The sequence below is a fragment of the Pseudoalteromonas atlantica genome (assembly GCA_007988745.1).
Classification (GTDB): Bacteria; Pseudomonadota; Gammaproteobacteria; order Enterobacterales; family Alteromonadaceae; genus Pseudoalteromonas; species Pseudoalteromonas atlantica.
The window spans coordinates 1-12,461 of the sequence record BJUT01000038.1; the positions used below are offsets into that span (position 1 = coordinate 1).

A 12,461-nucleotide genomic window follows, 5' to 3' on the forward strand; every position below is an offset into this window, starting at 1 on the left:
ACTCCATTGTGTTTTACGTTAGTTTTTCTACACAGCATTCAGTTTAGTATTTGACTTACTTTACCTTATGACAAAAACTCTAGCTATATGGTCAAACTTACTCATCCACTGCAGTCCGTCAAGTTGATAGCTATTCAATAACTAAGTGCCGGTTAATAGCTTTTTTACACTCAAGGGTAAAGCGCCCCCCCATGTCCCTATCTACTTCGAACCTTTTCTTTTCCGAATCGACAAACCTTACAGTTGTTTTTATGTTCTCACCTTCACCGCTCAGGATGAGGGTAAGAGTGTTCTCATCTACCTCTTTGTAACCGAGAGTTAGCTTCTTCTCTCCAGCTTGGTTGTATATGTCATATTTTGGATAGTTGTCATCAACCTCCACAGCGCCTATTTTATCGCTTTCGCCTAGTAGTGGTTCAAGAACAATATCTTGAATAACCTGACAAGCTAATAGGTATAAAGGAGAACCCTGCGCTTGTTTGATGATCGACCTTAGCTGGATGCTTCTATACAGGCCACCAAATGTAGCCCCTTCACTACTGGTCACTAAACTCTCCGCTATTTCATGGGCAGCAACAAACATGTTCAGTATATCCTCTTGTGAGTTGGATTTTTCAGTTGATGGGGTTTCAACCACTTGATTCACTATGGGGGATAACTCTCCACCTAAGAAGTTTGTTAGATGGAGTGTTTCGAAAAAAGCATCTCGGTAGGTATTTATATCTGAGCTATCCAAATTAATCACCCTCATCCCAATTTCATAATGCAGTGTTAGTGCACATTGATTTAAATACTGAATTAGCTGGATGATCAGACTTTCTTTGATGTGCCTGTTCGGCGTTTCTTTGGCTTCTTCGTTTTGCAATAGGTTTAGAGCTTCTTCTAGTAGCCTTTCGGTATTCCGAAAGTAGTAGTCAATGGCTCGTATCGCTTCATCACAGACACTTAGTTTACCACGTTTAATTAGACGGTCTTCCGCATACACCTTTGAGTGAATTGCTGGCAAGTCATCTGTTGAAATAAAAGTAAATGCACGGTCAGAGGATAATTTACCAAACTGCTTAATTAAAAGACGCTCACTAACATCATACTCATCTCTAAGGTGTCTATTTATTACTTGCTGCTCCTCTAATTCGGATGGCTTATTTGAGTTGTGAGCTATCAACCATTGAATTAATGTCGTAACACAAAAAACAACAGAAGCCAGCGGTATCCGATAGGTTTCTAATGTATGTTTTAGCCCCTCAGAGAAGCCAGAGACATTTTGAGCCATAGAGACCAATGTCAACACTACAATTAGAGTGAAAAATGGCAACACCCAAAACCAAATGGATTTGTATGGAGGTTGCCTTCTAGCTTTGCTCTTTATTGTGTCCATAAATATTTCTCAGTCAGTAGGTTATGTACTAGCTTACCCTATGAAACCCGTCATAACCAACAGAGTTTGCTTGCGTTGCACATCATCCACACTGCCAGAAAGTCCGCCGTGGCGAGCCGCTTATTCAATACATCACCTAATTCTAACTGAGTTAATTTAACAACCTATGTAACTCAAAATTGTCCAAGAACGAGCTTAAACGACCGTCCGCTTCTCGCTCTAGGTCGAACTTCATTACAGTCCCAAAACAGACGCTAATTGACAGTTTTTGGTTCGCTAGCTAATACATCCTTAATCCACTTACTATAATTGGAAATTCTCACTTGATATGCAGTTGTACCATATAACCCACCCTTAAAATCAGAAATATCGCCATGCGCTAATTGCCAACTTGAAAGCCCTACAAGAAAGGGTATACCACCCTGATAAATGACAGAGGCTCCACCACTATCACCTGAAGCGTGCATTCCCTCTAGAGGTAATCCATTAGGTGCCTTATCAAACCTGAATGTCAGCCAATTAGTTTCTGCATTTTCGATAATATTTTGGAAGTGATTCAGCTGTTTCAAAGATTTAGTCTCAGACTCTTCGCCAATAAGCCCATTACCTGTGGCACCTCTACCAAAAACTGTAACTGTTTTTCCTTGTTCTTTTGTGTTTGTGTAAAGAGTAATCGGTAATACATCGCTCACAGGCGAAGTTAATTTGATTAATGCAATATCACTTCTTGCTTTAAAAAAACTCATTAAAGGCGCTAAATTTCCTTTCAACAAACTTTCGCTAGGTTTTTCAAATTCAGGATGTATGTACACTTTTTCAATTTGATATGTATTTGATCCAATCCTTAAACTTTTACCAATATAATTATAAAAAATGGTATGCGCGACAGTTACAACCCACCTTGGGTTAATTAAAGCGCCATGCCCTTCATGAGGCATATCCACTAAGAAGTTAGGAGCTTCTTTCGACACATAATTCTCAGGGGGAATATCATGCCTTTTTACAACAGCGAGACAGCTAATAGAAAAGACAAATAGAAAAATGAAAAAGAAAGCTTTCATAGTGCGTCCATGTTTTTATGAATGCTTTACAGGCTACCTTGCAAGCTAGGAGAAGGCAACTAATTCGACCGTCTGCAATTCGCTCAAAGCAGCTTTTCAACAATTAAACCTCACCCCATAGTAGTTGTCAGTCGAAGTATTGCCGATGCTTTATGCAGCATTCTTTGAGACTATTTTATAAAAAGTTGACGTAAATTGTTCAAAACATTTCCCCTTTATTACGAATGTAGAATTTGAAATACGCCTCCTTCATTGACCAACGTTCGTTAAGCAACATCAATCCGAAAAAATTTTAATCTATAAGTAAAAATCTCATGTTATGCGTGGTGTGGGATTCTCACATCACTCATCGGAAGCTATAATATGGTCTTATTAGTGTGTAAGATTTTCATGCGATGTATATATGATCACCGGGGCCGGTAAAATGGTGCTAGCAGCAGAAGTTTCAGCTTATTTATTTGAGACGTGACTTTGTAATTTGCTTTTCCCCTTTAGTGAGATGACCAATGGTATTAGAAAGACCTTTGCTATCCGATTAAATTGTAATTTTGACGGTGTTATTTGCTCAGTAGGTTACTCGTATATTTATCAGGATATGCGCTTTTATAATTACAACTACAGGAAGCTATTAATAAAATCGCATGTTAATGGTGCTTAATGAAATTTCTTTTGTATTTTAAAAATAGCGCAAACGGTATTATTAAACTTGGAGATACAGTAAAGGACTTCAGATGAAAAATTTGGATTATACTTACTCGTAGTGATATTCACTTATAGTTTACAAAAGTTCTGTAAGCACGATTTTGTTCTAAAAAATGGTGTGATTACTTGATAAAAATCATTTAGTAATTTTATAACAATGTTGACGTAATCACACCCCTATTATTTTTGTAAAATCAGCAATCAACAAATCAACGAAGGTATAAATTCAAAAAGAATATTATTGGAACTCTAACATATTTAACATCAAGGTTTAGAATCATTGCTATTGCGCTTTAATATTTGTTTTAATTCTAGAATTTCTTTATGTAAATCCTCGATTGTCGGCTTATTTAGGGCTTCTTGTTTTTCTTGACGCATCTTAGCGTGCTCATCTTCCATAACATTAACTACGATACCAATAACCATGTTTAAAAATGCAAACGCTGTAAAAAATATAAATGATAAATAAAATACCCATGACATTGGGTAAACTTCCATAGTTTCATATTGAATGTCAGTCCAGTCCTCGAACGTCATTATTCGAAAAAGTGTCAGCATTGATATAGCGATATCTCCCCATAATACAGGATTGATTTCGTTAAATATAAAACTTCCAATAGCAGCATATATATAAAAAATAATAAACATTAATAAAATAACATAACCGAGTTGAGGCATTGCTTTAATTAGTGAGTTAATAAGCACCCGTAATTCAGGAACAACAGATACCATCCTTAAAACTCTAAATACACGAACTAATCTAGCCAAAAGTGCCATTTCACTGTCATCTATTGGGATCAAACTAATTGCTACCACGAGCGTATCGAAAATATTCCAACCTTTTTTGAAAAAGTTCTTTTTATCTTCGTCTGCAACAAAACGAACTGTAATTTCAAACAAAAAAAACAAAGTTATCAATATATCAAGTATATGTGTAGCTGAAATTGCGGTATCGGGAAGCGTAAAAGTTTTAGCGCCTATTTCCAAGGCTGAAATGATTATTACTGCTACAACCGTTAGCTCAAAAGCTTTATTGTTTTTAAGGTTGTTCAACTTAATTTTTAAATTTTCGTACATTTACATCTACTAAAAGGTTGGAGTAATTTAAATTACGTGGATTATATCCTAGTTATTTGTCAACAAAAATGCTTAATGTGGTGCTCTGAAGTTAGGGCTTAGATAATTTCTTTTGACTATATTTTTGAGTGTCAACGTTGACAATGGCAATTTGAAGAAAGATTTCTCATCTCCTTTTGTGATGCGTTGTAATATGGGGGTTTCACTCACTCACCCATTGATTGTCACAAAAGAATGGGTTCTTATAAAGTGGACATTATGTACGAAACCATGGCGGTGTACGAGCTAAGCTGGATTTACTACCTCACGTTTATCTTTTTAACTGCGTTTGTGTTTTTAAACATGATGGTAGGTGCCATTTTAGAAGTAATGAGCGAGGAGCATCGAAATGCCCGTGAGCTAAAAGCGGATAATAACTCACTTCCTGCAACGCAAGGACAAGTAGTTGAACTACAAGCGCAAATAGCTGAGCTAAAAACGTTATTAAGTAAAACCTCAGATAAAACCAACTCCAATAAATAGCTGATCTATTTTACTTGCTAAAACTTAAAAAGCCCTTTGTATTGAGTTAATACAAAGGGCTTTTAGTTACTCACCTTGTTGTTCTTGCGTGCTTTCAAACGAAATAACATTATCAACCTTCATTTTAAATGCTTCAAAAAACGCATTTTTTAATACCGAAACCACGGCTTCGAAAATAGATACATCAGCGTTATCTAACTGCCCGTCTATGGGCACCCGAGCAGCCACCAGCTTTGACTCGTCGTTTTCTAATAACGAGCTGAGTAAATCAATACTGCCTTCAAAAATAGCGGTAAATAGACCGTCATCATCTTTTTCTATATCTTCGCGCCACGAAAAAACACTTAAATCGTGCACACCCGCTTTTACATATCCATTTAAGTTATTATTGTTAGCGGCCAATTCCATTGCGCCATCTATTCCGCCGGCTTCAATGTCAAATGGGGTATAGACTTTAAAAACAGTTTCGAGATTTTTAACCGAAAAGCGCTGCACTTCAACATTAAAATCAAAATTAGCTTCATCACTAAAAGGGTCCAATTTACCATTTAAAGACAGCTTAGCTTCGCCCATTAGCTGCCCTTCTACTTTTAAACTCGTGACTAAGGTTTTAGAGAGGTTTTGTGCATTGGTAATATTGTTAATGTTAGCGTTTATATTTGATACGTAAGTAGGCTGCTCTCCTTCGCTGGTGGCGTTAACCAAGGTTACTTTACCATTGTCTATACGTAGCGTATCAATTGAAAAAGGCACGAGATCATTAGCAAGGCCTACCCAGGTGGTTTCATCTTTCACCTGTTGGTTTTGTTCAGCGGTAGTTGGGTCTTTATCGTAAATAACAATTTCTGGGCGGGTAAAAGCCATGTTGGTGACAAAATTACCGTTTAATAAAGCAGACCACGCAAGCGAAAAATCAAGTGTATCAATAGACAGTAACGGCTTAGGCACCTGCGTGGCATCTACCGCGTAAATTTCTACCTCATCAACAGCGTAAGCGCCTCGGTATAAGTACAAATCAACATCACCCACATGCCCTGTTATGCCTTGGGTTTGTTCAAGCTGCTGATTTACATAATATTGAACCGCATAAGGGGCTAAAGCTCTGAGTAAAATTAACCCCAAGGCTGTAACCACTAAAGCATAAAACCATTTTTTGCGTGTATTTTTAAAAGTAGAAGCCATTATCTATCCTTATGTGAAGGCTTAGCATCTCGGCATAAGTAAAAAATACCTGCATAAGTGAATTAAGTACCCACAAAGCAGCTAAAACCGAGCGAATAAAGCTGTAATAGATTATTACGAGCAAAAGCTATACCAAAAAATGCAATGAGCCGAGTTAAGCAAGCTTAGTGAGCCTTTCGTATACTCATTAATTTTATGACTGCTCCAACAGAGCATAGGGGATGGCAATATTAATATTTATTACGTTTTTCCTAGGTATTAATGAAGCACAAACTTATATGCTTTATATACAGCGCGATCATATAGTGCTTTTATATACAGCGCGTTGCAGCACCATAGATAAAGCGTTGTAAATAGCAAAAACGAAAGCAAAACACGAAGGAAAAAATAAAGTAGCGTATGTAGTGCCGCTTAACTAAAAAAGGGGTTAGCAATACGCTAACCCCTTTTTAATATACACTTTTAAATGCAGAAATTATTCACCGTCTACAATGATGCGAAGCATACGACGAAGTGGCTCTGCAGCGCCCCATAACAGCTGATCGCCCACGGTAAATGCGCTAATGTATTTAGGACCCATGGCTAATTTACGAATACGACCAACAGGAATACTTAAAGTACCTGTTACTTTAACTGGGGTTAAGTCAGTCGCACTAATTTCGCGCTCATTAGGGATAACTTTAACCCACTCGTTATGCGAAGCTAAAATTTCTTCAATTTTTTCTATGCTAATGTCTTCACGTAATTTAATGGTCATCGCTTGGCTATGACAACGCATTGCACCAATACGTACACATAAACCATCAATTGGCACAGGCTGTTTAGAAGAGCCTAAAATTTTGTTCGCTTCAACCTGAGCTTTCCACTCTTCTTTAGATTGGCCACTTGGCATTGGTACGTCAATCCAAGGAATTAAGCTACCGGCTAGCGGCACGCCAAATTGGTCTTGTGGTAAATCGCTTGAAGCCATTTTTTCGCTCACTATTTTATCAATTTCTAAAATAGCTGAACTTGGGTTATCTAGTTGCTCGGCAACGCTTGAATGAATAGCGCCCATTTGTGCTATAAGCTCTTTCATATTACGAGCGCCGGCACCAGAGGCCGCTTGGTAAGTCATTGGGCTTACCCACTCTATTAAGTCTTGCTCAAACAAACCACCTAAAGCAAGTAGCATTAACGATACGGTACAGTTACCGCCTACAAAAGTTTTTACGCCTTGCTCTAAACCTTGTTCAATGACATCTTTATTTACAGGGTCAAGTACAATAATGCTGTCATCAACCATACGAAGGGCAGAAGCTGCATCAATCCAGTAACCATCCCAACCCGATTCGCGTAATTTAGGGTAAACCGCTTTGGTATAATCACCACCTTGACAGGTAACAATAATATCCATTTTAGCAAGTTCATTTACATCACTTGCATCTAATAACGGTTTTGCGGCGCCAGCAATATCAGGGCCGAGTTGCCCAGCTTGTGAGGTGGTGAAAAAGGTGGTGTCGATATGTGCAAAATCACTTTGCTGTTGCATACGTTCTAATAACACAGAGCCAACCATGCCACGCCAACCGACCAATCCTACTTTTTTCATTGTTTTTTCCACTGTTTGATTCATAAAAGATGCCTTAATACATTAAAAATTAAAATTCATTGCGTGAGAATTAATTTTTATTAAAACCAATCATATTAAGTTATTAATCATTTATAGCGGCAAATTAATAGCGAGATAACAAGCCATAAATTTTTATATGTAGCTGTTCTGCATCAAAAATTTATTACGCCGTTCGCGCTTTATTTAGCACACTAGAATGACTAGTTATTTAAGTTGATTAGTATAAAGCTAACCTAACACCCCAAGCGCCCTAAAACTAGTGAATAAAGCGAAACTTAAATATTTTTCATAGTCATAAAAAAGCCCTGTATTAAATACAGGGCTAATCGGTAGTTAGGTTTTATTATATCCCCCTTCCTTGGGAAGAAAATTAAAACTCGTAGCTGTAACTTAAATCAAACGTTACACCTTGCTCTTTTGAGCGCACTATAATGTCTGATTGTGTTACCTCTTGATCTTCATCGAGTAAGTTTTTAACTTTAAACTTAATCTTAGAATTAAAATCAGGGTAATAAGTATAAACTAAATCAAGTGAGTGAAATGGTTGCTCATACGCGTCATCTCTATTAGCAACACCCGCTGCTAAAATTCGCTCACCAAATACGTTATAAACTAATGAACTGCTGTGCATGCCATCTAACGAATCGTAGTTTAATTGTAAATTAACTACATACTCAGAGTGGCCTGTCATACGTTTTTTAGGATTAGTTAATGTACCCGCCAGTGCTGGGTCAATAGACGCTTCAGAATCACTTAATGTGATATTACCGCTAGTAAATAGGCCTTCACTTACAAATGTTAAGTCTTGTAGCCATTCAGCTTCAATACCATAAACTTCTGCTGTTTCACCATTTATAAACGATGCTGAGTAATCTTCATCACCAATGTTTAAAACCGTTTCAATTGGCGCAGTAATATCTTTATAAAACGCCGCTACGCTAAATGAATTACCGGCTTGTCCGTAATATTCATAACGTAAGTCGTAGTTTTTAATTGGGCTACTTTTTATACCTGTACGACCAAACGTTCTAATGTCGGTCAAAGGGTCGTAATACGTAACAGGCACTACTTCACGAAAATCAGGACGAACTACTGTTTCACCATAACCTAAGCGCACTTGGTAATCATCGCCACCTACATAGGTAACAGACAGTGCCGGGTACCAATCATCGGTAATAACAGAGCCTGCTTGAATTTTATCTGGATCGTAAAAGGTATTTAAATCGTCTTCATCAAAAATAAGGCTCGATGTACCGATAGAAGATTGTTTAAATTCCTCATAACGAATACCACCGCTTATTCTTATCCATTGATCATAAAACACATCGAAAGACGCATAACCTGCATCCACCTTTTGCGCAGCAATGTAATCATCGGCATCAGGGGCTGTTGGCTCATTAAAGTCAACTAACACAGCGTTATTATCAATAAAGTCGTCAGTTAAAAAACCACTATTATTAAGCGCATCAGTGCTACCGTCGTTTATTGAAATACCTGAGCCGCCACTATTGTTTATAGCAAAGCTTGAGGTATTAAATATTCTGGCTCTGTCAGAAAAATCGTAACCCACTTTAAACTCAACTTCCATAGACTCAAAGCTAAGCGGCAGCGTTAAGTTACCACCGTACGATTTAACACGCTCTTCCATATTGGTGTATGACATAATTACACGGTTATCATCCCCTGTAATAGTTGAGCCGGCATAGCTGCCATCACTATTATAAGTGTCACGAAATTCAAAATCGGCACTGGTAGGTATATCAGTCGTTGCTTTAGCTTCGGTGTACTGCCAATCGGCACCAATACCAAAATAATCTAAAAAGGTATGTTGGCCCATAACTTGAGTAATGTTTAATTGGCGTTCTTCGTAATTAAATTCATGATTACGGTTTGCAATACCATCACCCGCAATACTAAACGTAGAACTACCCGCAGGGCTTTGCGAAATAGCAATTTCAGACTCATCTTCATTATCAATAATGTAAAGCTGTTGAGCAGAAATACTGTGCGTACCTAAACGGTATGACAAGCTTAATGAACCATTATAACTTTCGGTTTCAGTGGTCACTTGCGAATTTTTGACTGTGTTGTAACACGAGTTACTCACATCTTCACTGGTCGCTAACGACGTTGTACAATCAACATTGCCTTCTTCGTTTTCTAAATCTTGGGTGATAACTGAGCTAAAGCGTTCTTCAAAATTCCATTCGTTTTTGTAAGCACCTGCCAGTAAAAACCCAACCTTGCCGCCAAAATAGCTCTCTTCAAAGCTATCACCATAATGGGCTTTAATATTATAACGCGGGTCTAACGACTCTTCTTTTAACTCATAATCGCGAGGAAGCGACTTTAAAAGTGAGTTATTAACAGCGGTTGCTTGTTCTGCACGCGTTAAATCGCCATCTTCAAAGCCTTCACTACTAACAATATTACCAATACTAAAATCACCACGGTATGTTGAAATAGCCTGTGATAACTCACTTGGAATGCCATTTTCGTTACGATTGTAGGTAAAGCCATCACTTGATGCCGTATCGTAACCTGCACCCACTTCTATGCCTGCTGTAAATTCACTCGGTGCGGTTTTAGTTCTAATATCTATATTACCGCCACCAAACGCTGCTGGCATGTCTGGAGAGTAAGCTTTTTGAACAGCCATACTTTCAATTATACTTGCAGGGAAAATATCCAGCGGAATAACGTTACGGGTTAAATCTGGGCTTGGGATGTAAGCGCCATTTAAACGCGCACTAGAGTAACGCTCACCAAGGCCCCTAACGTAAATAAACTTACCATCAACAAGCGTTAGGCCTGTCACTCGACGAAGCGCAGATGCTGCGTCGCTGTCGCCCGTGCGTGATAATTGTTCAGAGCCTAAAATATCGGCAACAAAGGCTTGGTTTTTACGTTCTTCTACAACTGCCGCAGCGCTCCCTTGTAAACGCGTACCTACAGCAACAACTTCTTCTATTTCTTGTTCGTTTGTTAACTGTTCATCAGCTTGTGCAGCAATTAAGCTAGTCGAATGAGCGACTAAACCTAAACCAATTGCCCAGGTAATTTGATTGAGTCTATGCTTTTTAGACATGAGATAATCCTAATCAGGTTATACAAAAGAGGCGCCTGACGCTTAAATAACAAGCCACAAGGCGCCTTTAATCAGAGGTTATAATGGTGTGCTATTTAGTCAGCATTTGCTGCTGTAACAGCCGCTTCAACCCATTTATACCAGCTAGAGTCTGTATCCTGATCCGATACCGCACCAATGTAGTTTACGCTTTCAAAAAATGAATCGCTTGTGCTTAAATCTGTTGCAGTAACAGTTACTTCTGCAGCTGCTGTGTTCGTTGCAAAACCGTTATCTGCAAGTACTGCAACATCATCAGTTAAAATTTGGTTAGCACCGTCATTTTCAAACCACGCTGTTTTTGTTTGACCTTCTAATGGGCCGCTTGCAAACGTATCTGTATCAGTAAAGTTTGCAGAACACGCCATTACAGAGCTTGTGAATGAGATTTTATCTGCTTGTGCTTCACCGTCGCCTGAGAACTCAATACATTGCGTGTTAGTTGCGTTTTGCTTAACGATAACAGTGTTGTAAATGCTTGAATTAAATTGGTCATCAAACTTGTAAGCTTGTGAAGGGTCGTCATCACGTACCGAGTTACCATCTGTAGTTACAACCGTTACATTGGCAACCGTTGGGTTAGATGGAGACACTTGCTCGGTAGAAGAACCTTTAACACCATCAGACTCAAAGCCATTGTTACCCATGTTAACAACAGTGCCGTCATTTAGTGTCACAGTACCGTGTTGAATAAATAAGTACTGAGCTTTACCTTGCCAACCTGCGTCAAAGTCAAACGAATCATCTTGTGTATCTGTTACCGCTACGTGTTTAAGCGTTGTAGCACCACCAAAAATTTCAATACCGTCATCAAAACCTTGGTGAATGTGTAGGTAATCAAACTCAGAACCAGAGCCAACTGCATTTAGTGTTAGTGAATTCAAATCATCGCCTTCACCACCAACGCGAGGGCCTGAACCTGCGTACCAAATTTTAGCCCATTTAATATTACCGCTAGAGTCTGCATTATCGTTACCACCAAAGTAGCTTGTAATACCTTCAGAGGCTACGTTACACGTACCACCGTCACGCTCTGCATCAGTACATTGGTCAGTAATGCCGTTACCATTAATGATGATACCGCCCCAATCTGCGTAGCGTGCGCCTTCGCCTGCTGTATCAAAACGGTCAAACGCGTTTGCCGAAGTAAATACAACCGGCTTATCTTCAGTACCTACCGCTTGAATTTTTGCACCACGTGCAATACGTACAATTGCTTCACCTGAGCCAAATGCTAAAACGGCACCTGGTTCAACAGTCATTGTTGGACCATTTGCTGGTACTTCAAAGCCATCTACAGTGCTGCCGTCTTCGCCAATTTGTAATGCATCTTCAAAAACGTGAACACCGCCATCAGGTAGCTCAGCGAAAGTAATGTTGCTTGTGATAGAAATTGTTTTGCTTGCAAACGAGTCGTTGTATAAACAATCAATGCCACTTACTACGCCTGTTACCGTACCTGCATCTGATTCGTAGCTTGCACAAACAGCTTCTTCTTCAGTTGTTGAACCAGTTGTATTGTTTGAATTATTAACACTGTTATCTGTTGACGAGCTGTTATCGTTTACAGTAGGTGTAATTTCGATATCGCCGCCACAGCCAGCTAGTGTCATTGCAGTTGCTACTAGGCTGACCTTAAATAAATCAGATAATTTCATTGTTCACTCCGTTAAAGTATTTAATTATTTTGTTAGTGCATTAAGTAAAAACTTAAGTCACTTTAAGGCACGATACTCATGCATTAAGGTGACCTGAGTTATCGGATGCAAATAAGATACTGTAGAGATATGACAAAGCAGT

At 38.7% G+C, this 12,461-nt stretch carries 7 protein-coding genes and 1 pseudogene; 1 reads left to right on the forward strand and 7 read right to left on the reverse strand.

Annotated elements, in window-relative coordinates:
- Positions 1 to 130: 130 nt before the first annotated feature.
- The 3 genes from PAT01_RS14315 to PAT01_RS14325 form a co-directional block, all read right to left on the reverse strand.
- Complete coding sequence (locus tag PAT01_RS14315) at positions 131 to 1,378, reverse strand: hypothetical protein (protein ID WP_064386707.1); 1,248 nt, start codon at positions 1,376 to 1,378, stop codon at positions 131 to 133.
- A 254-nt stretch (positions 1,379 to 1,632) separates the two neighbouring features.
- Positions 1,633 to 2,439 (reverse strand): S1 family peptidase, encoded by an 807-nt coding sequence (locus tag PAT01_RS14320; protein ID WP_055018908.1) that lies wholly within the window; start codon positions 2,437 to 2,439, stop codon positions 1,633 to 1,635.
- Positions 2,440 to 3,405: 966 nt separating this feature from the next.
- Positions 3,406 to 4,218, reverse strand: coding sequence for an ion transporter (locus tag PAT01_RS14325; protein ID WP_154945679.1), 813 nt, complete (start codon positions 4,216 to 4,218; stop codon positions 3,406 to 3,408).
- A 252-nt stretch (positions 4,219 to 4,470) separates the two neighbouring features.
- Between PAT01_RS14325 and PAT01_RS14330 the strand changes: the two are divergent.
- Positions 4,471 to 4,740, forward strand: a pseudogene (locus tag PAT01_RS14330) (ion transporter); the annotation flags it as partial.
- Between the two features lie 66 nt (positions 4,741 to 4,806).
- On the opposite strand, the gene PAT01_RS14335 reads toward PAT01_RS14330, so the two are convergent.
- The 4 genes from PAT01_RS14335 to PAT01_RS14350 all read right to left on the reverse strand — a co-directional run bounded on the left by PAT01_RS14335 (position 4,807) and on the right by PAT01_RS14350 (position 12,319).
- Positions 4,807 to 5,922, reverse strand: a complete 1,116-nt coding sequence (locus PAT01_RS14335) for a DUF748 domain-containing protein (protein ID WP_154945680.1) — start codon at positions 5,920 to 5,922, stop codon at positions 4,807 to 4,809.
- A 475-nt stretch (positions 5,923 to 6,397) separates the two neighbouring features.
- A complete protein-coding gene (asd, locus tag PAT01_RS14340) occupies positions 6,398 to 7,537 on the reverse strand; it encodes an aspartate-semialdehyde dehydrogenase (RefSeq protein WP_154945681.1) in 1,140 nt (379 codons plus the stop codon).
- Between the two features lie 367 nt (positions 7,538 to 7,904).
- Positions 7,905 to 10,622: a TonB-dependent receptor plug domain-containing protein gene (locus PAT01_RS14345; RefSeq protein ID WP_186807287.1), complete on the reverse strand. Its 2,718-nt coding sequence runs from the start codon at positions 10,620 to 10,622 to the stop codon at positions 7,905 to 7,907.
- 95 nt (positions 10,623 to 10,717) lie between these two features.
- Complete coding sequence (locus tag PAT01_RS14350) at positions 10,718 to 12,319, reverse strand: hypothetical protein (protein ID WP_154945682.1); 1,602 nt, start codon at positions 12,317 to 12,319, stop codon at positions 10,718 to 10,720.
- Positions 12,320 to 12,461: the final 142 nt, after the last annotated feature.

Bases quoted from the DNA above. Each gene is read 5' to 3' on its own strand.
- PAT01_RS14315 (WP_064386707.1), bottom strand. From the start codon at position 1,378: ATGGACACAATAAAGAGCAAAGCTAGAAGGCAACCTCCATACAAATCC.
- PAT01_RS14320 (WP_055018908.1), bottom strand. From the start codon at position 2,439: ATGAAAGCTTTCTTTTTCATTTTTCTATTTGTCTTTTCTATTAGCTGT.
- PAT01_RS14325 (WP_154945679.1), bottom strand. From the start codon at position 4,218: ATGTACGAAAATTTAAAAATTAAGTTGAACAACCTTAAAAACAATAAA.
- PAT01_RS14335 (WP_154945680.1), bottom strand. From the start codon at position 5,922: ATGGCTTCTACTTTTAAAAATACACGCAAAAAATGGTTTTATGCTTTA.
- asd (WP_154945681.1), bottom strand. From the start codon at position 7,537: ATGAATCAAACAGTGGAAAAAACAATGAAAAAAGTAGGATTGGTCGGT.
- PAT01_RS14345 (WP_186807287.1), bottom strand. From the start codon at position 10,622: ATGTCTAAAAAGCATAGACTCAATCAAATTACCTGGGCAATTGGTTTA.
- PAT01_RS14350 (WP_154945682.1), bottom strand. From the start codon at position 12,319: ATGAAATTATCTGATTTATTTAAGGTCAGCCTAGTAGCAACTGCAATG.